We start from the raw sequence: 20007 nt of genomic DNA, 5'->3' as shown, positions 1-20007 counted from the left end.
TGGAAAGCGGGAGAATGCCGCCGGGAATGAATTCGACCGGCGGCGGGCACCGCGGGGGGCCGGGATCGCCGGCCCCCCGCGGGTCTGACTCGTCCTAGGAGATCAGGACGTCGCGCCGGCCGGCCGGCCGGCCGGGCCCTGGGCGTTGTAGTCTGCCACGAACGCCTCGCGCTCCGAGTCGCTCATCTCGTTGAGGATGACGTTCGGGCTGGCCACGTGCGGCATGCGCCGCATGTGGTCGAGGGTCCACATCTTCTTCGGGTCGAGGTCCAGGTGCGGCTGCGCCGTGAGCGTCTTGCCGTCGTCGCGCACGAAGCCCATGTCCTGGATGACGTCAGCCCAGTTCCAGCCGTGGTACAGCGTCTCCCACTCGCGGTGGCCGACGAGCTTGCCCATGTTGGGCGTGTCGCGACCCTCGTAGGTGGGCCGGAACGCCACGGCGTCGGTCCAGCGGCAGGCCTCGTGGCAGTAGGTGCGCCACTGGCCGTCCACCTTGTCGACGACCATGTCCTCACGCACCAGGCACGGGACCATGCAGGTCCAGCAGCGGTGCGGGTACACGTAGTCGACGTCCTCGGCGACGATCGCGTGGTGGCCGTTCGGCCGCGAGAGCCGGTTGTAGTTCTCCCACCACTTGCCGTACCGGTCGTACCAGCCCGGGTACTTATACTCGAACCACTCGAAGTCCTCGTCGGTCATGCCGTCGATGCGCCAGTAGTTGGCGAGCCAACCGGTGGCGAAGAACTGCGCGACCTCGTGGACGTAGCCCTTGTTCCAGATCTGGTTCCACGACTCCTCGATGAGGTCGTGGGGGATCACCAGGCCGTACTTCTCGAGCGGCAGGAGGTAGGCGCGGTAGTAGTCGTCGTAGATCCACCGACGCCACATCTCCGCGTAGGACTCGCGGTCCTTGCGGCGGTCCTTCGTGCCGTACTCGATGAACGTCCCGATCGCGGCGTCCACGACGCGGTGGTTGTTCCACCACGCGTAGCGCAGGTCGCGCTCGAGCAGCTGGCGGTTGTCCTCGTCCGACAGCGCCATGAGCAGCGTGGCGTAGCCGTTCGAGATGTGGCGCGACTCGTCGGACTGGACCGAGTGGAACACCGTCGGCAGCAGGTAGTCACCGTTGGCGGCCGCCTCACCGGGCATGGCCACGAACAGGGTGTTCGTGAAGGCCGTCTCGGCGACGATCGTCAGGTAGATGCTGGCCGCGGTGATCGCGTCACCGGTGATGAACCCCTCGGCGAACTGCCGGCCGATGGTGCCGCAGTAGTCCGAGTGGAAGTTCCGGAGGGTGTTGTTGAACCCCGCCGGGTCGATGTAGTTGTTCATGTACAGGCGCTTGAGGTTCTGCTGGATCGTCGAGTGCCTGACCTCGTCGATCATCTGGATCGCCTGGCCGTTGTGCAGCTCCGGGTTCGGGACCGCCTGGAACAGCATCGGCATCGAGCGCGCCGCCGAGATCTCCGGCAACGGGATGATCGACAGGAAGAGCTTCTGCCACTCCAGCCAGCGCTCCTGCACCTGGCGGAACATGTTGCCGCGGATCGCGCCGTCGGACGCGCCGTAGACGCGGTTGTCCTTCTCCTCCTGCATGGGGAAGTAGGACCGGAGGACCTGCTTCAGCGGGTCCTTCTTCGCGGCCTTGCGGAAGGTGTAGTCCGTGCCGTATTTCATGTACGGCTCGTGGTACTGCGGCTCCCAGGAGAGTTCCTGGATTTTCTGGTGAGCCTTCGCCAAGCTCTGACGGCTCATGCTTTCCTCCTCGGAAAGTGTCTGCTGTGTGTTCTGGTGGTCGTGCTGGTCGTGCCGGTGACTAGGCGGGCCTCACCTCCTCGGCGGTCGGATCGCGGGTCGACGCGACCCGGGCCCGCCACTCGCGCATGGCGGTGGCGGCGACCTCCCGGACCGCGCTGGTCAGGGCGGCGGAGTCCTCCGCGAAGCGCCGCGCCGGGCTGGAGACCGCGATGCTCGCGGCCACCCGGCCGTCGGGGGCGACGATGGGCGCCCCGACGCAGCAGAACCCCTCCGCGAACTCCTCGCGGTCGACGGCGATCCCGTCGCGCCGCACTCGGGCGAGCTCCTGCTCCAGCCCGGGGGTGGTGGTGATGGTCGTGGCGGTGAACGCCGTGCGCGACGGCTGGGCGAGCAGCAGCTCCTCGATCTCCGAGGAGGTCGCGACCAGGGCCTTCGTGACGGCGAGGGCGTGGGCCTGGGCGACCGGGATGCGCTCGCGCAGGTCGGGGATCCGCGCGAGGCCCTGGTGGCCGCGGGCGTCGACGATGACCGTCGCGTCGCCGTCCCACCGGGCGAGGTAGGAGCGCTGCCGGGTGCGCCAGTACAGCTCGGTCACCGCGTCGGCGAGGCTCTCGGGGAGCTCGTAGCGCGAGACCGGGTCGTCCTCGCGGCGCAGCGGGCGCAGGGCGTCCTCGACCCCTGCCGGGTCCTCCTCCGGCTCCTCGTCGGGCGCGACACCCCAGGCGCCGCCCCACGGCGGGGCGTCGCCCAGGCGGTAGACCCCGGTGCGGCCGTCGCGGCGGGCGTAGCCCTCCTGGCAGAGGGTGTTGAGCAGGTAGCGCGCGGTGGCGGAGCTCTTGCCGATGGCGGTCCCGAGCCCGTCGGCGGTCAGACCGTCGGGGGCGTCGGCGAGCAGGCGGAGCGCGGCGAGGGCCTCGGCGGCGGTCTTGAGCGACCGGCCCCCGGCCTGCGAACGGTCCGCCATGCTTCGCCTCCTCCCGCCGGTCGCGTGCACGCCCAGGTCCGAACGGACCCGTGCGAGGGGGCCTGAGTGGTGGTGTGGCCCCGGCCTCGCGAGAGCCGTGCTCGTCGGCGAGACGTGGGTCACTGAACGCGCTCCGGAGGCTTGTGGTCAACATCACCGTTTCGATGTGCAGATGCTGCACATCGCCGCTGAACTCCACCGAACGACCGTTCGCCGCTGGTCAGGACGGTATGGACGACAGTTCAGCGGGTAGGCGACCGGTTCGCTGTCTCAGACGGAGACACCATGAGACAGGTTTCGGGCTGTTCCGGAGCGGGTTCCCACGGCGCCACCGAGTGCGACGTGACGCAGGTCCGGCGGCCACGGGACCTGCCGGGTGTCGCGCTCGGCGAGCGTCGGCACCGCCCCTCCCCCGCGAGTGCGACGTGGCGCAGGTTCCGCGGCCACGGGACCTGCCAGGTGTCGCACTCGCCGCGGGGCTACTCGTGCTCGGGCAGGACCGGGACCGAGATGCCCGGGTCGCGGCCGAGCTGGGTCGCCCGGCCGACGGCGGCGGAGCCGAAGCGGGAGTGGATCGCGTCCAGGGCCTGGTCCAGGGCGGCCGGGCTCCGCTCGACCTCGGCGCCGGCCAGCGCGGTCGTCGGCTCGTCGCGGGAGTCGAGGGGGAGTTCGAGCTGCTCGCGGCCGTCCCGGTCGAGGTTGGCCAGCGACAGGCCGATCAGCGTGATCCCGCGGTCGAGGATCATCGACATCGCCTCGGTGAGCAGCTCGCGGGCGGCGGCGTCGATCGGGGCGGTGCGGTCGGTGGCGGTCCGCAGCGTGTGGGAGCGGGTGACGCGCGTGAAGTCGCCGAAGCGCAGCCGCAGCACGACCGTCCGGCACGTCCGCCCGCCGTCGCGCAGCCGCCGGGCCAGCCGGTCGACGATCCCGGCGAGGATCGTGTCGAGCTCCTCGGGGCTGCGCCGGCGGTTGCCGAGCGCGCGCTGCGAGCCGATCGACCGGCGACGCACGCCGGGGGTGACCCGCCGCGGGTCGGAGAAGGTCGCGAGCGCGTGCAGTTGGTGGCCGGCGGCCGGCCCGAGCAGCGACACCAGCGCCGGCTCGCCGAGGTCCGCGACGTCCGCGACGGTGTGGATCCCCATCCCGTGCAGCTTCGCGGCCGTCACCGCGCCGACGCCCCACAGCCGCTCCACGCGGAGCGGGTGCAGGAACTCCCGCTCGCGGTCAGGGTCGACCACGAGCAGCCCGTCCGGCTTCGCGACCCCGCTCGCCACCTTCGCGAGGAACTTCGTCCGGGCGACGCCGACCGTGATCGGCAGCCCGACCTCGGCCAGCACGCGGCCCCGCAGGCGCGCCGCGATGTCCCGGGGCGTGCCCACGAGCCTCGCGAGCCCCCCGACCTCGAGGAACGCCTCGTCGATGGAGATGCCCTCCACCAGCGGCGTCGTGTCGCGGAAGATCGCGAACACGTCCTTGGAGGCCGCCGAGTAGGCCTCCATCCGCGCCGGGACGACGACCGCGTCGGGGCACAGCGTCCGCGCCTGCCGCCCGTTCATGGCCGTGCGGACGCCCGCGCGCTTCGCCTCGTAGCTGCACGCGAGCACCACGCCGCCGCCGACGAGCACCGGGCGCCCCCGCAGCGCGGGGTCGTCCCGCTGCTCGACCGAGGCGTAGAACGCGTCGAGATCGGCGTGCAGGATCGTCGCGCCCCCCTCACGACCCCCCTGCACGAACACATGTTCCCACGGCCGACCGGCTCAGCGCCCCGCCAGTTCCAGCGCGATGTCGACGATCATGTCCTCCTGGCCGCCCACGAGCCGGCGGTCCCCCGCGGCGACGAGCAGCTCGCGCACGTCGACGCCGTGCGTCGCCGCAGCGCTCTCCGCGTGGCGCAGGAACGACCCGTAAACCCCGGCGTACCCGAGGGTCAGCGTCTCCCGGTCCACCCGCACCGGGCGGTCCTGCAACGGCCGGACCAGGTCCTCCGCCGCGTCCTGCAGGGCGAACAGGTCGCAGCCGTGCTCCCAGCCGTACAGGTCGGCGACCGCCACGAAGGCCTCGAGCGGGGTGTTGCCCGCGCCGGCGCCCTGGCCCGCGAGCGAGGCGTCGACGCGGACCGCGCCCTCCTGCACCGCGGCGACCGAGTTCGCCACCGACAACGACAGGTTCTCGTGTGCGTGGATGCCGATCTCGGTGCCGGCGTCGAGGACGTCGCGATAGGCCCGCACCCGCTCCCGCACGCCCTCGGGCAGCAGCCGCCCGCCGGAGTCGGTGACGTAGACGCAGTGCGCGCCGTAGGACTCCATGAGCGCCGCCTGCCGGGCCAGCTCGGCAGCGGGCGCCATGTGGCTCATCATCAGGAAGCCGGACACGTCCATGCCCAGGTCCCGGGCGGCCGCAACGTGCTGGGCCGCGACGTCGGCCTCGGTGCAGTGCGTCGCCACGCGCACCGACCGGACCCCGAGCGCGTGCGCCCGCCGCAGGTCGGACACCGTGCCGATGCCGGGCAGGAGCAGCGTCGTGAGCCGGGCGCGGTCGAGCACCCCGGCCGCGGCGGTGATCCACTCGCCGTCGGCGTGGCTGCCCGGCCCGTAGGTCAGCGAGCCACCCGCCAGCCCGTCGCCGTGCGCGACCTCGACGGCGTCGACCCCGGCCGCCTCCAGCGCCGCGGCGATCGCGGCCACCCGCTCCGGCGCGAGACGGTGCCGGATGGCGTGCATGCCGTCCCGCAGCGTGACGTCCTGGACGAACAGCCTCATGCGACGACCTCCCGTCGGACCTGCCCGGCCGCGAGCGCCTCGGCCACCCGCAGGGCGGCGCTGGTCATGATGTCGAGGTTCCCGGCGTAGGCCGGGAGGTAGTGCGCGGCGCCCTCGACCTGCAGGAACACCGACACCCGGTGGGTGGCGGGCGCAGCGGTGAGGGTGTGCACCGGCAGGTCGGCGGGCAGCGGGTCGATCTGCACCCGCTGCACCAGCCGGTAGCCCGGAACGTACGCGGCGACCGCGTCGACCATCCTCGCGACGGACGCGCGGATCGCCTCGTGCGCCTCCGGCGACGGTGCGTCGACCAGCGCCAGCACGGTGTCGCGCATGATCACGGGCGGCTCGGCCGGGTTGAGCACGATGATCGCCTTGCCGCGGCCGGCGCCGCCGACCGTCTCGATCGCGCGGGCCGTGGTCTCGGTGAACTCGTCGATGTTCGCCCGCGTGCCCGGACCGGCCGAGCGGGAGGCGATCGACGCGACGATCTCGGCGTAGGGCACCGGCGCGACCGCCGAGATCGCGGCGACGATCGGCACGGTCGCCTGGCCACCGCAGGTCACCATGTTGACGTCGGGGGCGTCGAGGTGGTCGGCGAGGTTCACCGCCGGCACGACCATGGGCCCGATCGCCGCGGGCGTCAGGTCGATCATCCGGACGTCGTGCGGCGCGAGCACCGCGGCGTTGTGCCGATGCGCGCCGGCCGAGGTGGCGTCGAGGACGACCCGGACCTCCTCGAAGCCGGGCAGCGCGACGAGCCCCTCGACGCCCTCGGCGGTGGTCGGGACCCCGAGGCGGGCGGCGCGGGCCAGCCCGTCGGAGCCAGGGTCGATGCCGACCATCGCGCCCATCTCGAGCGACGACGACAGGCGCAGAATCTTGATCATCAGGTCGGTGCCGATGTTGCCGGAGCCGATCACGGCGACGCGGGTGGTCACGGGCGTCCTCCGAGGGTGACGGTGGCCTCGCCGAGGCCGTCGAGGTGGGCGGTGAAGACGTCGCCCGGCGTCGCGGCGACCATCGGGCCGAGGGCGCCGGAGAGCACGACCTGCCCGGCGCGCAGGGGGTCGCCGAACGCGCGGGCGGTGCGCGCGAGCCAGGACAGGGCGGCGAGCGGGTCGCCGAGGCAGGCGGCGCCGGTCCCCGAGGAGACCTCCTCGCCGTTGCGGGTCAGCGTCATCGTGACGTCGACCGGTTCGACCTCGGCCAGGGTGACGGTCCACGGCCCGAGCACGTAGGCCGCGCTCGAGCCGTTGTCGGCGACCGTGTCGGCGACGGTGATGTCCCAGCCGGCGATGCGGCTGTCGACGATCTCGAGGGCCGCGACCTGGTGCGCGACCGCGCCCCGGACGTCGTCGGGACCCAGGGGGCCGTCGTCGAGGTCCGCGCCGAGCACGAAGGCGATCTCCGCCTCCACCCGCGGCGCGAGGAGCCGGTCGAGCGGCAGGGTGCCGCCGTGCGGCACCGCCATGCCCTCGAGCAGCACCCCCAGGTCGGGCTGGTCCACCCCGAGCTGGGCCTGGACGGCGGGCGAGGTGAGGCCGATCTTGCGGCCGACGGGGCGGCCGCCGAGCCCGGCGACCACGCGCCGGGCGACGGCGTAGGCGGCGTCGAGGTCGGCCGCGCCGATCAGGTCGCGGACCGGGGCGCACGCCTCGCCGGTCCGGGCGGCGCGCAGCAGCCGGTCGGCCGCGTCGGCGACCGCGGAGGGGGTCGGGGGGCTCATGGGAGACACCCTCGGGGACCACCCCCGCGGGGACCGAGCGCCGAGTTCCGCCGGACGGAACTCTCAGGAGGACCGGCGGCGGGCCAGCATCGCCGCGATCCCCGCCCCCGCGGCGCGGACGGCCTCGACGTGCCGGCGCGGCTCGAACCGGTGCACCGGCCCCGTCACGCTGACGGCCGCGTGCGCACCGCCGGGCCCGGCCACGATCGCCGCGACGCAGGTGACCCCCACCGCGGACTCCTCGTGCTCGAGCGCCACGCCGTCGGCGAGCGCGCGGTCGAGCTGGCGGCGCAGGACGTCGGTGTTGGCGATGGTGCGCGGCGTCCGCCGTGGCAGCGGGGAGCCCAGGACCTGCTCGCGCACCTCCTCGCCGGCGTGGGCGAGCAGGACCTTGCCGATCGCGGTCGCGTGCAGCGGCATCCGTCCGCCCACCCGGCTCGGGGCGTCGACCTGGCGGTGACCGCCCGTCTTCGCCACGTAGACCACCTCGGTGCCCTCGCGGACCCCGAGGTGCACGGTCTCGTGGGTGCGCTCGTAGAGGTCCTCGAGGTAGGGCGCCGCCACCTCGAGCAGGCTCCGCTCGACGGCGGCCCGCATCCCGAGCTCGAACACGAGCCCGGAGAGGCGGTACCGGCCGTCCGGCCGCTCCAGGAGCCGGTGCTCCACCAGCTCGGCCAGCGTGCGGTGCAGCGTGGCCTTCGCGAGACCGGTGCGCCGGCCCAGCTCCGCGAACCCGAGCTCGGTGTCCTCGACGGTGAAGGCCTGCAGCACGGCCAGCGCCTTGCCCAGCACCGTCGCGGGCACCATCGCCCCAGGCTAGACCGGCGACGTCCCGAGCCGGGCGAGCAGCCGCGGGGTGACGTCGCGGTAGGCCGCGGGGTCGACCGGGTTCAGCCACTGCGCCGCACGGACCCGGGCGGGGATCTGCAGGTCCAGGTCGCCGAGCACCTCGTCGACGTTGTGCAGCGAGAACGGGATGATCTTCGTGCCGCGGCAGTGGTGGCCGTCGGTCGCGTCGTCCATGAACGCCACCTGCGCGTCGACGTGCGCCCGCATCGCCTCCTTCTCCGGCAGCGCGAGCCGGCCCGCCAGCCGTGCCGCGATCCAGACCGCCGCCATCTCGGCGTTGAGCGGGCTGAAGAACGACGAGTTGTAGCCCGCGAACGACAGGTCCTCCACGTCGACCGGGAGGATCTGGCGGTAGAGCCGGTAGTTGCCCCGCTCGTCGAGCAGCCGCGCGTGCAGATCGGGGTCGAGGAAGCCGACGCCCTGCCGGAACCCGGTCGCGCACAGCAGCAGGTCCGCGCGCAGGACGGTGCCGTCGTCGAGCTCGACGTGCGGCGCCCCCTCCTTCTCCAGCAGCCGGACGACGACGCGGTCGCGACGCACGCGGATCGCCCCGGAGCGGACGCGCTCGAAGAAGCCCTCCGTCGTCAGGCCGATGGCGCCGCGCACGATGTCCTCGAAGCGGCCGCGCGGGAGCAGGTCGAGCTCGCGCAGCCGGTCCTGCCGGGCGGCGATCGCGCCGACCGAGGCCATCATCCGGGCCCGCACGTGGCGACCGGGACCGTGGATGACCTTCTCGAAGCCCTGCAGCCGGATGTAGCGGAACAGCGCCTCGCCCATCCGCGTCAGCAGCAGGTGCTTGAAGTTGAGCACGCCGCCGATGTGGCGCGGCACCTTCCACAGCAGCTGCCGGGCGATCACGTCCGTGCTCGCGGCGGAGTCGGCGACCGCCACGGCGACGTCGCACGCGGACTTGCCGTAGCCGACGACCACGACGTGCGCGCCGTCGAGCGACCCGGCGTCCGCGAAGCCGCTCGAGCTCGCCACGCGCCCACCCGCCGTCGTGAAGTCCTCCAGGCCGGCGAAGGCCGGCAGCGCGGGTTCGGAGAAGACCCCGTTCGCGACGACGAGGTGGTCGACCGTCTCGGTGAGCTCCGGCCCGCCGTCGACCGGGCGCGTCGTGATGCGCCAGCCCGCGTCGAGCTGCTCGGCGCGGACGACCTCCGTCCCGAGTCGCAGCAGCCGGTCGACACCGAAGCGCTCGGCGTAGGAGGCGAGATAGGCCTGCACCTGCTCGCCGTCCGGCCACTCCGGGAACTCGGCGGGCATCGGGTGGTCGGAGAACGCGTAGGTGTCCTTCGCGCTCTGCGTACACAGGCCCGGGTAGCGGCGGGTGGCGCTCCAGACCCCGCCCACGTCGGGCGTCCGGTCGATCACGACGACGTCGTGGCCGGCCGCGGCGAGCACCTTGGCGGTGCACAGCCCGGCGACCCCGGCGCCGACGACGGCGATCCGCACGGCGCGGCCCTCAGCCCTGCGTCGCCGGGAGGCGCAGCTCGATGCCGAAGCGGCTCATCACCGACTCCATCACCGAGATGTCCTTCGGCCCGGGCGGGAGGTCCGCGAGCGCCTGGTAGTACGCCTCGAGCCCGGCCGGGGAGACGACGGAGATGACGCGGGCCTCGTCGTCGAACGGGTTGCGGAAGGTGTGCACCACGTCCCGCGGGAGCAGCAGGTAGTCGCCGTGCGAGAGCACGAACGTCTCGCCGCCGAGCATGACCTCGAGCTGCCCGGCGAGGCAGATGAACGACTCGTCCTCGCGGGTGTGCACGTGCGGCGGCGGACCGTTCACGCCGCCCGGGACGGCGTACTCGAACAGCGAGTACGCCTCACGGGTGGACTCCCCGGTCGCCTTCGCCGTGATGCCGATGCCGATCGCCGGGATCTGACGCCCCTCGCGCGAGGACAGCATGTAGCCGCCGCCCAGTGACATGACGTGCTCCTTCGTCCGTGCGGAGCCGGCGCGGAGCCGCGTCGGCGTGCTGCGGGTCACAGTGCGTGGCGCACCGCCCACCCTCCAACGGGGCGTCCCGGTGAGTGGGACGCGAGCCCTACCGCCGGGCCGAGTAGGCCCGCGAGGCGGCCGCGGCGGCCATCTGAACGGCGGGCCCGGCCCGCTCCGCCCGCACGGCCCCGGTCGGGCCGGTCACCGAGATCGCCGCGACGACCTCGCCCAGCGGCCCGAAGACCGGGGCGGCGACGCAGGAGATGCCGACGTTGCCCTCCTCGCGGTCGGCCGCCCACCCGCGCGGAGGGATCGTCGCGAGCTCGCGGCGCAGCGCCGTCGGGCTCGTCAGCGTGCGTGGCGTGCGGGCGGGCATGCCCGCGGCGACGACCTCGTCCACGACCTCCGGCGGCGAGTGCGCGAGGATCGCGCGCCCGAGCCCGGAGCAGTACGTGGGGATGGTCCCGCCGACCTGGGAGAGCATCGGCAGCGGCCGGTGCCCGGTGATCTTCTCGACGACGAGGATCTCCGGCCCGCGCAGGACGCCCAGCTGCACCGCGACCTTCGTCGCGGCGTAGAGGTCCTGCAGGAACGGCAGGACGGCCTCGCGCAGCTCGTGGCGCACCGGCGCCAGGCCGGAGATCTCGAACAGGCGCTCCCCGATGCGGTAGCGGTCGCCCGGCTTGTCCAGCCAGCCCAGGCGCAGCATCCGGTCGGCCGTGCGGTGCGTGGTGGAGCGCGGGAGCCCGCAGCGGACGACGAGCGCGGCGAGGGTGAGCTCGCGGTGCTCGGCGTCGAACGCGTCGAGGATCGCCGCGGCCCGGTCGAGGGCGGCGGCCGGCCCGGCATCCCGCTCGGTGGGACTCATCCTCACCTCGCTCTGGACGCGGCGGGCACGCTCCGACCCGGGAGCTCCCCCGCCAGCGTAGTGCGGGGGCCCGACGGATCGGAGGGACCGATGAGCGAGCTGGCGGTCTGGGCCACCATCGACGTGCTGCCGGGGCGGCAGGCCGAGGCCGAGGAGGTCTTCGCCCGGTCGCGCCGGGTGCTGGAGGCCGAGCCCGGCACCACGAGCTTCTTCGTGGTGCGCATCGACGACACGACCTACGGCATCTTCGACACCTTCGCCGACCGGGCCGCCCTGGAGGCGCACATCGAGGGCGACTCCGGGCGCGACCACGTGAACTCCCTGGTCGGGTCGGTCTTCGCCGCCCCGCCGGTCATCACGACGGCGACGCTGGTCGAGCGGGCCGCCACCGGGTGAGCTCAACGCGCGGCCACCGCACGCGCGCCGCTCCAGCGCGCGAGGGCCGCGCGCCACCCGTCGTCGTGACCGGCCCAGGCGACGTGGCCGTCCGGCCGGACCAGCAACGACGGGCCGGGGCCGCGCCGCTCCGCCTGGGCGGGCACGCCCGGCGCCGGACGGGTCCCCTCGGCGCGGACCAGCAGGAAGCCGAGGTCGTCGCGGTCGCCGACGGTGCCCTGCTCGAGGGCCACGCGGCTCGCCCGGGTGCCGACGAGGTGGTGCTCGCCGGGACCGGACCGGTAGCGCAGGCCGGTCCCGGCGAAGCTGCCCGCGATCGCGGCGTTGCCGGCGCGGGAGGCGAGCAGCCGCGTGCTCACCACGTCGCGGACGGCGCGGGCCGGGCGGGGGTGGAGCGTGATCGCCCGCATCATCAGCCCGCTCTGGAGCAGCACGCGGCGGCCGATCGGGTGCCGCTCGTCGTGGTAGGTGTCGAGCACCGCGTCGTCCGCCCCGCCGAGGACCGCGTCCAGCTTCCACCCGAGGTTGACCGCGTCCCCGATGCCGGTGTTCATGCCCTGCCCGCCCATCGGCGAGTGCACGTGCGCCGCGTCCCCCGCGAGCAGCACCCGGCCGTGCCGGTAGCGGGCCACCTGGCGCTCGTCGCAGTGGAACCGGGAGCGCCAGTCGATCCCGGTCACGCCGACGTCGCGACCGAGCGCGCGGGTCAGGACCGGGCCGATCTCGTCGTCGTCCACCGGGGCGTCGTCGGGGAGCTGCCGCGACCGTGACCAGGTCATCGAGCGGTACCGGTCGTCGCCGTAGGGCGCGAGGAACCCGAACTCCTCGCGGGTGCCGCCGAGGGTCAGGCCCTCGCCCGCGGGCGGTGCCGCGAGCCGGACGTCCGCGAGCACCACCGACGAGAGCACCGACCGGCCCGGGAACGCCACGCCGAGCAGGTCGCGCACCGTCGAGCGGGAGCCGTCGGCGGCCACCACGTACCGGGCACGCAACGAGCGCACCGGCCCGCCGTCGTGGGGAGCGGTCCGCAGCTCGACCTTCTGGTCGTCCTGTGCCAGACCCACCACCTCGTGCCCGCGCAGCACCGTCGCGCCGGCCTCGCACGCCCGGTCCTCGAGCAGGCGGTCGACGTGGGTCTGCGCGACGACGAGGCCGTGCGCGTGCGCGGTGTCGAGCCGGTCGAGGCGGATCGCGGCGCCGTGCCAGAGGCGGACCCGGGGGACCGGCGTTCCGATCCCGAGCAGCGTCTCCGTGATCCCGCGCCCGCCGACCCGACGGTGGTCCAACAGTTCGAGGGTCCTGGGCATGACCGCGAAGGCGCGGCTGCCCGGGTGCCGGGACGGCCAACGCTCGACGACGGCGACCCGGCGGCCCCGGCGGGCCAGGTCCCCCGCGACCGTCGACCCGGTCGGACCGGCCCCCACCACGACGACGTCGAACTCGTCCATGTCCGCCTCCCGCGAAGTCAATGCTCGGTGACTTGGACGGTAGACCGGCCTCCGACGACCGGTCAACGGTCGGTGACTTAGGCTCCGGCGGTGCCTCCACCCCGTGGCCGGGACGCCGCCCGCACCCGCGCGGACCTGCTCACCGCCGCCCGCACCCTGTTCGCCCGCGACGGGTACGACCGCGTGACGCTGCGGGCGGTGGGGGACGTGGTCGGCGTCGACCCGGCGCTGGTGGTGCGCTACTTCGGCGGCAAGGCCGCGCTCTTCTCGGAGGCCGCGCGCCTGGAGATCGACCTGCCCGACCTGCGCGGACTGGACCCGGAGGCGATGGCGGACGCGCTGGTCGACCGCTTCGTGGCGCTGTTCGACTCCGGTGACCACCTCCTCGCGCTCCTGCGCACCGCCGCCACCAGCCCGGAGGCCGCCGGGGCCCTCACCGAGGCCCTGCTCGACCAGGCCGGCCCGGCCCTCGCGGCGGTCGCCCCGGACCACCCGGAGGAGCGGGCCGCCCTGGTCGGTTCGCAGGTGGTCGGGCTGGCCTTCGCCCGCCACGTCCTCGTCGTGCCCGCGATCGCCGCGATGGACCGCGACCGGCTGCGGGGCTGGCTCGGACCGACGCTCGTCGGCTATCTGACGGGGCCCGCCCCGGTCTGATCGTCCTACTCAGTGGGACCGCGTCTCGGGGTTCGTCGCATCCGGGGCGACGCTCCGGGGCATGGACGGTGGACCTGCCCTCGTCGGGGGCGCGGGCAGTGGCATCGGGCGCGCCGTCGCCCGACGGCTGGCGGCCGACGGCCGGGACCTCGTGCTGGTCGGGCGCACCGCGGCGACCCTGCGCGAGGCCGCGGACGAGATCGCGGCACCGACCGGGCGGGCCGTGGCCACCCTGGTCGCCGACCTCGCGGACCCGGTGGCCGTTCCCGAGCTCGCGGCGGCCGCCGAGGCGGCGCACGGGCCGCTCGACGTCGTCGTCCTGAACGCCGGCGGACCGCCGCCCGGGCGCGTCCTGGACGTCGACGACGCCGGGTGGGCCGCCGGCGCCGACCTGCTGCTGCGCGGCCCGCTGGCCCTCGCGCGGGCCGTGCTGCCCGGGATGCGGGCGCGCGGCCACGGGCGCCTCGTCGTCCTGACCTCGACCGCGGTGCGCCAGCCCCAGCCCGACCTCGCGGTCTCGGTGGTGCTGCGCGCCGCGATGACGGCCGCCGCGAAGCTGCTGGCCGCCGAGGTCGCCGCGGACGGCGTCACGGTCAACTGCGTCGCCCCCGGCGCCACCGCCACCGCCCGCCGTGCCGAGATCCTCGACCGCCGTGCCCACGCGACCGGGACCGACCGCGCGGAGCTCGACCGGGCCGACAGCGCCCTGGTCCCCGCGGGCCGGCCGGGCACGCCGGAGGAGGTCGCGGCGGCCGTGGGGTTCCTGGCGTCGGACGCCGCGAGTTACGTGACCGGGACCGTCCTGACCGTGGACGGCGGACGGACGGAGACGATCTGACGTGAGCACCTTCGACATGGCGGCGTTCCTGGGCGGCCTGCGCGACGAGGTCCCGCCCGGCCCCGGACGACCGCTCGTGGTGCACGACGCCGACCTGCAGCCGCTGCCGGCCGACCAGGTGCACAACCCGACGACGCTGCGGGTCGCCGGCGACCTGCCGACGCTGACGTTCGAGCTGTTCAAGCAGGTGTTCCCGCCGGGCGGCAGCTCGGACATGCAGCGCCACCACCACGAGACGGTCCACTACGTCCTCTCCGGCGACGGCCACTCGGAGATCGAGGACGAGACGGTCACCTGGACCACCGGCTCGTTCGTCTACACCCCGCCGTGGACCTGGCACCGCCACCACAACGACGCCCCGGACCGGCCCGTCGAGTTCCTGACGATCGAGAACTCGCGGCTGCTCGGCCTGCTCGGCGTCGGCCGCCGCCAGAGCGCGGGCGTCGTCGACATGGACACCGCCCGGTCGAGATTCGGAGGAGATCGCCCATGACCGCACCCACCGCCGCCCCGCCGATCCCGGACCACGTCAGCATCTGGGGCGAGCTCGCCGACGTCGACCACGAGCTGCGCCACGTGGACGTCGGCGGCGTGCGCACCCGCGTGCTGCGCGCCGGCTCCGGGCCGGACCTGGTGCTGATCCACGGCACCGGCGGGCACCTCGAGGCCTACGCGCGCGACGTGGCCGGGCTCGCCGCCCACTTCCGGGTCACGCTCTACGACATGGTCGGCCACGGCTGGTCCGACCTGCCGGACGTGCCGTACACCGTGGACGTCCTCTCCGACCACCTCGTCGGCCTGCTGGACGTCCTCGGGATCGCCCGGGCACACCTCTCCGGGGAGTCCCTCGGCGGATGGGTCGCCGCGTGGACCGCCGCGCACCACCCGGAGCGGGTCGGACGCCTCGTCCTGAACACCCCGGGCAACATCGCGAACAAGCCCGAGGTGATGGCCCGGCTGCGGGCGTCCACGACGACGGCGGTGACCGATCCCAGCGACGAGAACGTCCGCCGGCGGGTCGCGTGGCTGTTCCACGACACCTCGATGGTCACCGACGAGCTGGTGAACCTGCGGCGCTCGGTGTACTCGCGGGAGGGCTTCGTCGCCGCCATCGGGAACACGCTCGTGCTGCAGGACCCCGTGACGCGGGCCCGGTTCAGCTGGGACCCGTCGTGGGTCGGCCGGATCACCGCGCCGACGCTGCTGCTCTGGACCGACCACGACCCGACCGGTGGGCTCGACGAGGCCGAGATGCTGCGGTCGTGGCTGCCGGGTTCGGAGCTGCACGTGATCCACGGCGCCGGCCACTGGCCGCAGTGGGAGCGGCCCGCGGAGTTCGTCGCCGAGCACGAGCGGTTCCTGCTGGGCGGGGCGTCGTGAGCGAGATCGTCGGCGTCGTCGGGATGTCGCACTCCCCCTTCGCGACGCTGCTCGACCCGCCGGCTCCCGGCGCTCCCGGGGCGGGCTTCCTGGCCGACGCCGAGCGCGTCCGGGCGGCGGTGGCGGACCTGGCCCCGGACGCCGTCGTGGTCGTCGGCCCCGACCACTTCCACGGCAACTTCTACGACGTCATGCCGCCGTTCGTGCTGGGCGTGGAGGAGGTCGTCGGGTTCGGCGACTTCGGCAGCCGCGCCGGCCCCCTCCCGGTGGCGACCGAGCTCGCGTGGGCCGTGCGCGACGGGCTGACCGCGGACGGCGTCGACGTCGCGATCTCGTACTCGCTGACCGTCGACCACGGCATCGTGCAGGGCTACGAGATGCTGCTCGGCGGGACCGGTGTGCCGCTCGTGCCGCTCGTGCTGAACACGGCCGCGCCGCCGCTGCCCACCCCGCAGCGCTGCCTCGTCGTCGGGAGGGCCCTGGGTGCGGCGCTGCGGACGGCCCCGACCGGGCGGGTCCTCGTCGTCGCCTCGGGCGGGCTGTCGCACTGGCTGCCCTCGAACGACCCGCGGGACCCCGCCGTCGTCGGCGAACGCCGGGCCTCGCTGATCCACGGGCGTCAGGACCCGGTCGCCTTCGCCGCCGCCCGCGAGCCGCGGGTCCGCGCGATGGCCGGCAACCCGGACTCGCCGGTCAACGCCGGGTGGGACCGGTGGTTCCTGGAGCGCCTGGCGTCGGACGACCCGGAGGCGGTCGCCGCGCTCGGGCACGAGGGCATCGAGGCGGCGGCCGGCAGCGGCGGCCAGGAGATCCGGACGTGGCTCCTCGCGCACGCGGCCGTCGGGCGGCCGACGGTCTGGTCGAGCTACGAGCCGGTGCCGGAGTGGATCACCGGGATGGGGATCGCGACCAGCTTCCCGGTCGCGGACGAGCCGGCGCGCGACCGGGACGCGGTGGCCGCGGGCGGAGCCGGGTGACGGAGGTCGGCCTCGGGTCGGGGCGGCGCACCGTACGCTGTCCGGTCGAACGCCCCGCCCGAGTCCTGGAGGATCCGTGCCGCCACGCCGGCGCCGAGGCAACGACCCCTCGGGACTGACCGCGGACCGGATCGTGGACGCGGCCCTGGCCATCGCGGACTCCGAGGCCGACCTCGACCGCCTGACGGTCCGGCGGCTGGCCGCCGACCTCGACGTCGGCGTGATGACCCTCTACGGCTACTTCCGCAACAAGGACGAGATCCTCGACGCGATGGGCGACCGGATCCTCGGCTCGATGGCTTTCCCCGACGAGGTGGACACCGAGCCGGCGGCCGCCCTGCGCACGCTCGGCCTCGCGTTCCTGGCCATGATGCGCGAGCACCCCAGCGTCGTGCGCCTGCTCGCGACCCGGGTGACCGACAGCCCGGCCGCGCTGGTCGGTGCGATGGAGGGGGTCCTGCACCGGCTCGCCGCGGCCGGGATCACGGGGCCGCTCGCCGTACGGTGCTACGGGTTCCTCATCACCTACGCGCTGGGCTTCTCCGCCTACGAGACGCCGCGGACCTGGGGCCGGGCCGGGGACGCCGGGGACGCCGCCGAGGCCCGGCGCCGCCGGTCGCACTTCTACGCCGGGCTCGACCGCGACCGCTTCCCGCACACCGTGGACCTCGCGGCGGAACTCCCGGCACTGCCCACCGACGAGCAGTTCGCGGACGGTCTGGACGCGTGGATCGCGGGCGTCGTCACGCGGGTGCCGTCCCGCCGTGGTTGAGCGAAGGGCTCCATCGGTCGGATAGACGGGCCGTGGGCGCCCATCGCCCATCCGGCACCGCACGAGCGAAGGGCCCCCTCGGTCGAGTAGATCGACCGAGGGGGCCCTTCGCTCAACCCGTCAGCTGCCCGCCGCGGGGACCGCCGGCCCGGCGGCCGCCGGGGTCACCGGGGCGTCGGTGTGGTCGGCGGGGAACCGCAGCGCCAACCCGGCCAGCAGGGAGACGACGGCGCCGACGGCCATGTAGACCGCGATGGCCCACCACGAACCCGTGGACCCCTGCAGCGACGCGGCGATCGCGGGAGCGAAGCCGTTGCCGAGGATCGTGCCGATCGTGAAGCCGATGCCCATGCCGCTGAAGCGCAGGGCGGGCGGGAAGACGCCGGAGAAGTACACCGGGAAGACGGCGTAGTTCGCCGAGTAGGCGAGGAACACGATCACGAAGCCGAGCAGCATCAGCCCGTAGTTGCGGGTGTCGAGCAGTGCGAACCAGATGAACGGAGTGACGATCAGGCCGACCGCACCGGTGAGGAACACCGCGCGGGCCCCGAGCCGGTCGGCCAGGCGCCCCGCGACCGGGATCGCGATGAGCAGCACGACGGCGGCCGGCAGCAGCACCGAGAGCATCGTCGAGCTCGGCAGGCCGAGGGCGGTCCGGCCGTAGGAGATGGAGAAGACGGTCGTCAGCGTGAAGACCATGCCGGCCGAGATGGTGGCCAGGGCGACCAGGACGACGGCCCGACCGCTGCCGCGCAGCACCTCGACCAGCGGGAGCCGGCGGACGGCACCGGCCTGCTTCGCCTCGACGAAGTCCGGGCTCTCCTCGAGCGTCCAGCGCACGACGAGGCCGACGACGACCAGGACGCCGCTCGCCAGGAACGGGATGCGCCAGCCCCACGAGAGCAGCGCCGGCTCCGGCAGGGTCAGCACGGCCAGGAACACGAGGTTGGAGAGGATCATGCCGGTCGAGGTCCCGGTGTTGACCAGGGCGCCCCGGACGCCCCGTCGGGACTGCTCGGAGTGCTCGACCGTCATCAGGACGGCCCCGCTGTACTCCCCGCCGACCGAGACGCCCTGCAGCACGCGCAGCGCCACGAGCAGGATCGGCGCCCAGATGCCGATGCTGGCGTAGCTCGGCAGGAGGCCGATCAGGAACGTCGACCCGCCCATCAGCAACAGGGTGATGACGAGGACGGTGCGCCGGCCGACGCGGTCGCCGAAGTGCCCGAAGACGAGCGCACCCAGGGGGCGGGCGACGTAGCCGACGCCGAACGTCGACAGCGCGATGAGGGTGCCGGCGAGCGGGTCGAAGGTCGGGAAGAACAGCTTCGCGAAGACCAGCGAGGACGCCAGCCCGTAGATCGCGAAGTCGTAGTACTCGATGGTCGTGCCGATCCAGCTGGCGATCACGGCCTTCGCCGGGCTACGGCGAGGTCCGGTGGTGACGGACATGCGGACTCCGGGGGGAGGGGCGGGGACGTCGCCGGACGGTGCGCCGAGCGCGTCGGGATGATCCGGCCGTGATCGCGGAGCGTGCAACCTCACTGGCGCTGACACCGTCCGACCGGGTGTTCGTACTTTGTATGGTGCGACGCACGGCCGTCAAGAACCGAGTTCGCGGTCGCGCTCGGTCGTCACGCAACGGAAACAGAACGGCTCGTGACAACGGCCCGGCGGTGTGTCATCTTCCGTACCGTACTTAGTACGAGCAGGAGGCTCCGATGGACGACGACGTGATGGACCTCGAGGTCGTGGGACTTCGTCGGGAGGCCGACGGCGTCCTCTCGGTCGAGCTGCGCGACCACGCCGACCGCGTGCTGCCGCCCTGGGAGCCCGGGGCGCACGTCGACCTCGCCGTCGGCGGGCACGTCCGGCAGTACTCGCTGTGCGGCGACCCCGCCCAGCGCCGGCGCTACCGCGTGGCGGTGCTGCGCGAGCCCGCGTCCCGCGGCGGCTCCGCGCACGTCCACGAGCGGCTGCGCCCCGGCGACGAGGTCGAGGTCGGCGGGCCCCGCAACCACTTCGCGTTGCCCGGGGCCCCGCGCCACCTGCTCGTCGCCGGCGGCATCGGGATCACCCCGGTGATGACGATGGCCGCCGGCCTCGCCGCCCGCGGCGCGGACTGGCGCCTGGTCTACCTGGGCCGTTCCCGGCGCGGCATGGCCTTCCTGGACGACCTGGCCGTGCTCGACGGCGGGTCGGGCCGGCTGACGGTGCACGCCGACGACGTCGACGGTGCCCCGGACCTCGACGCCCTGCTCGCCGGTCTCGACGCCGCGACCGCGGTGTCGGTGTGCGGACCGGCCGGGCTGATCGCGGCGGTCGAGGCGCACTGCCGCGCCCATGGGCTGCCCGCCCCGCGCTCCGAGCGCTTCGCCGCCGCCGCCCGCGACGACGAGGAGGACCTGACGCCCTTCGACGTCGTCGTCGCGAGCACCGGCACGCGGATCACCGTGCCGGTGGACCGCTCCGCGCTCGAGGTGCTCGACGAGGCCGGCCTGACGCTGCCGAACGCCTGCCGCGACGGCGTGTGCGGCAGCTGCCTGGTCCGCGTCGTCGCCGGCGAGCCGTGGCACCGCGACGCCCTCACCGAGCCCGACCGCACCGACGTCCTCGCGCCCTGCGTGTCCCGCGCCCGCGGCGCGGAGCTCGTGCTCGACCTCTAGACGCTCC

20 protein-coding genes are annotated in these 20007 nt (G+C 74.2%); 8 read left to right on the top strand and 12 right to left on the bottom strand.

The features are described from left to right. Positions 1 to 102: 102 nt before the first annotated feature. The 10 genes from WCD74_RS19085 to WCD74_RS19040 all read right to left on the bottom strand — a co-directional run bounded on the left by WCD74_RS19085 (position 103) and on the right by WCD74_RS19040 (position 10869). The gene (locus WCD74_RS19085; protein WP_286051296.1) at positions 103 to 1755 is read right to left on the bottom strand and encodes a ferritin family protein; all 1653 of its coding nucleotides are present in this window, start codon (positions 1753 to 1755) and stop codon (positions 103 to 105) included. A 61-nt stretch (positions 1756 to 1816) separates the two neighbouring features. Then, entirely contained in the window at positions 1817 to 2722 is a 906-nt protein-coding gene (locus WCD74_RS19080) for an IclR family transcriptional regulator (protein WP_337696457.1), read from the bottom strand. Positions 2723 to 3201: 479 nt separating this feature from the next. Continuing rightward, positions 3202 to 4458: a DNA polymerase IV gene (dinB, locus tag WCD74_RS19075; protein WP_337696456.1), complete on the bottom strand. Its 1257-nt coding sequence runs from the start codon at positions 4456 to 4458 to the stop codon at positions 3202 to 3204. 21 nt (positions 4459 to 4479) lie between these two features. Beyond that, a complete protein-coding gene (dmpG, locus tag WCD74_RS19070; protein WP_337696455.1) occupies positions 4480 to 5481 on the bottom strand; it encodes a 4-hydroxy-2-oxovalerate aldolase in 1002 nt (333 codons plus the stop codon). After that, positions 5478 to 6422 carry an acetaldehyde dehydrogenase (acetylating) gene (locus WCD74_RS19065; protein ID WP_337696454.1) on the bottom strand — a complete coding sequence of 315 codons (945 nt, stop codon included), beginning with the start codon at positions 6420 to 6422 and terminating at the stop codon, positions 5478 to 5480. The genes dmpG and WCD74_RS19065 overlap by 4 nt, the downstream gene beginning before the upstream one ends. Then, entirely contained in the window at positions 6419 to 7210 is a 792-nt protein-coding gene (locus WCD74_RS19060; protein ID WP_337696453.1) for a 2-keto-4-pentenoate hydratase, read from the bottom strand. Before WCD74_RS19060 ends, WCD74_RS19065 begins: the two co-directional genes overlap by 4 nt. A 63-nt stretch (positions 7211 to 7273) precedes the next feature. Next, positions 7274 to 8017 (bottom strand): IclR family transcriptional regulator, encoded by a 744-nt coding sequence (locus WCD74_RS19055; protein WP_337696452.1) that lies wholly within the window; start codon positions 8015 to 8017, stop codon positions 7274 to 7276. A 9-nt stretch (positions 8018 to 8026) separates the two neighbouring features. Continuing rightward, positions 8027 to 9514 carry a flavin-containing monooxygenase gene (locus WCD74_RS19050; RefSeq protein ID WP_337696451.1) on the bottom strand — a complete coding sequence of 496 codons (1488 nt, stop codon included), beginning with the start codon at positions 9512 to 9514 and terminating at the stop codon, positions 8027 to 8029. A 10-nt stretch (positions 9515 to 9524) separates the two neighbouring features. Further along, on the bottom strand, positions 9525 to 9989 hold the full coding sequence (locus tag WCD74_RS19045) for a cupin domain-containing protein (protein WP_337696450.1): 465 nt from the start codon (positions 9987 to 9989) through the stop codon (positions 9525 to 9527). A 118-nt stretch (positions 9990 to 10107) separates the two neighbouring features. Continuing rightward, positions 10108 to 10869, bottom strand: coding sequence for an IclR family transcriptional regulator (locus WCD74_RS19040; RefSeq protein ID WP_337696449.1), 762 nt, complete (start codon positions 10867 to 10869; stop codon positions 10108 to 10110). Between the two features lie 90 nt (positions 10870 to 10959). On the opposite strand from WCD74_RS19040, the gene WCD74_RS19035 reads away from it, so the two are divergent. Then, complete coding sequence (locus WCD74_RS19035) at positions 10960 to 11265, top strand: putative quinol monooxygenase (RefSeq protein ID WP_337696448.1); 306 nt, start codon at positions 10960 to 10962, stop codon at positions 11263 to 11265. Between the two features lie 2 nt (positions 11266 to 11267). Here WCD74_RS19035 and WCD74_RS19030 read toward each other — a convergent pair whose 3' ends face one another. Next, complete coding sequence (locus tag WCD74_RS19030; protein ID WP_337696447.1) at positions 11268 to 12713, bottom strand: FAD-dependent oxidoreductase; 1446 nt, start codon at positions 12711 to 12713, stop codon at positions 11268 to 11270. Between the two features lie 90 nt (positions 12714 to 12803). Here WCD74_RS19030 and WCD74_RS19025 point away from each other — a divergent pair, with 90 nt between their 5' ends. From WCD74_RS19025 to WCD74_RS19000, 6 genes are all read left to right on the top strand, one after another. Beyond that, the gene (locus WCD74_RS19025; protein ID WP_337696446.1) at positions 12804 to 13367 is read left to right on the top strand and encodes a TetR/AcrR family transcriptional regulator; all 564 of its coding nucleotides are present in this window, start codon (positions 12804 to 12806) and stop codon (positions 13365 to 13367) included. Between the two features lie 61 nt (positions 13368 to 13428). Further along, positions 13429 to 14205, top strand: coding sequence for an SDR family oxidoreductase (locus WCD74_RS19020; protein WP_337696445.1), 777 nt, complete (start codon positions 13429 to 13431; stop codon positions 14203 to 14205). Between the two features lies 1 nt (position 14206). Next, on the top strand, positions 14207 to 14698 hold the full coding sequence (locus WCD74_RS19015; protein ID WP_337696444.1) for a cupin domain-containing protein: 492 nt from the start codon (positions 14207 to 14209) through the stop codon (positions 14696 to 14698). Continuing rightward, positions 14695 to 15585 carry an alpha/beta fold hydrolase gene (locus tag WCD74_RS19010; protein WP_337696443.1) on the top strand — a complete coding sequence of 297 codons (891 nt, stop codon included), beginning with the start codon at positions 14695 to 14697 and terminating at the stop codon, positions 15583 to 15585. Before WCD74_RS19015 ends, WCD74_RS19010 begins: the two co-directional genes overlap by 4 nt. Continuing rightward, on the top strand, positions 15582 to 16562 hold the full coding sequence (locus tag WCD74_RS19005; RefSeq protein ID WP_337696442.1) for a DODA-type extradiol aromatic ring-opening family dioxygenase: 981 nt from the start codon (positions 15582 to 15584) through the stop codon (positions 16560 to 16562). Before WCD74_RS19010 ends, WCD74_RS19005 begins: the two co-directional genes overlap by 4 nt. A 133-nt stretch (positions 16563 to 16695) precedes the next feature. Beyond that, the gene (locus WCD74_RS19000) at positions 16696 to 17334 is read left to right on the top strand and encodes a TetR/AcrR family transcriptional regulator (RefSeq protein ID WP_337696441.1); all 639 of its coding nucleotides are present in this window, start codon (positions 16696 to 16698) and stop codon (positions 17332 to 17334) included. A 120-nt stretch (positions 17335 to 17454) separates the two neighbouring features. On the opposite strand, the gene WCD74_RS18995 is transcribed toward WCD74_RS19000, so the two are convergent. Continuing rightward, on the bottom strand, positions 17455 to 18786 hold the full coding sequence (locus WCD74_RS18995) for an MFS transporter (protein WP_337696440.1): 1332 nt from the start codon (positions 18784 to 18786) through the stop codon (positions 17455 to 17457). A gap of 269 nt (positions 18787 to 19055) precedes the next feature. Here WCD74_RS18995 and WCD74_RS18990 point away from each other — a divergent pair, with 269 nt between their 5' ends. Beyond that, the gene (locus WCD74_RS18990) at positions 19056 to 20000 is read left to right on the top strand and encodes a PDR/VanB family oxidoreductase (protein ID WP_337696439.1); all 945 of its coding nucleotides are present in this window, start codon (positions 19056 to 19058) and stop codon (positions 19998 to 20000) included. The last annotated feature ends 7 nt before the right edge of the window (positions 20001 to 20007 follow it).

The sequence above is a fragment of the Actinomycetospora aurantiaca genome (assembly GCF_037401875.1).
GTDB classification, from domain to species: Bacteria; Actinomycetota; Actinomycetes; order Mycobacteriales; family Pseudonocardiaceae; genus Actinomycetospora; species Actinomycetospora aurantiaca.
The sequence above is the reverse complement of the archived record's forward strand: the minus strand, read 5'-3'. Positions and strand labels throughout refer to the sequence as shown.

Coding starts and splice junctions, on each gene's coding strand:
- WCD74_RS19060 (WP_337696453.1), bottom strand. CDS start 7,210: ATGAGCCCCCCGACCCCCTCCGCGGTCGCCGACGCGGCCGACCGGCTG.
- dmpG (WP_337696455.1), bottom strand. CDS start 5,481: ATGAGGCTGTTCGTCCAGGACGTCACGCTGCGGGACGGCATGCACGCC.
- WCD74_RS18990 (WP_337696439.1), top strand. CDS start 19,056: ATGGACGACGACGTGATGGACCTCGAGGTCGTGGGACTTCGTCGGGAG.
- WCD74_RS19040 (WP_337696449.1), bottom strand. CDS start 10,869: ATGAGTCCCACCGAGCGGGATGCCGGGCCGGCCGCCGCCCTCGACCGG.
- WCD74_RS19035 (WP_337696448.1), top strand. CDS start 10,960: ATGAGCGAGCTGGCGGTCTGGGCCACCATCGACGTGCTGCCGGGGCGG.
- WCD74_RS19030 (WP_337696447.1), bottom strand. CDS start 12,713: ATGGACGAGTTCGACGTCGTCGTGGTGGGGGCCGGTCCGACCGGGTCG.
- WCD74_RS19055 (WP_337696452.1), bottom strand. CDS start 8,017: ATGGTGCCCGCGACGGTGCTGGGCAAGGCGCTGGCCGTGCTGCAGGCC.
- WCD74_RS19010 (WP_337696443.1), top strand. CDS start 14,695: ATGACCGCACCCACCGCCGCCCCGCCGATCCCGGACCACGTCAGCATC.
- WCD74_RS19020 (WP_337696445.1), top strand. CDS start 13,429: ATGGACGGTGGACCTGCCCTCGTCGGGGGCGCGGGCAGTGGCATCGGG.
- WCD74_RS19080 (WP_337696457.1), bottom strand. CDS start 2,722: ATGGCGGACCGTTCGCAGGCCGGGGGCCGGTCGCTCAAGACCGCCGCC.
- WCD74_RS18995 (WP_337696440.1), bottom strand. CDS start 18,786: ATGTCCGTCACCACCGGACCTCGCCGTAGCCCGGCGAAGGCCGTGATC.
- WCD74_RS19085 (WP_286051296.1), bottom strand. CDS start 1,755: ATGAGCCGTCAGAGCTTGGCGAAGGCTCACCAGAAAATCCAGGAACTC.
- WCD74_RS19045 (WP_337696450.1), bottom strand. CDS start 9,989: ATGTCACTGGGCGGCGGCTACATGCTGTCCTCGCGCGAGGGGCGTCAG.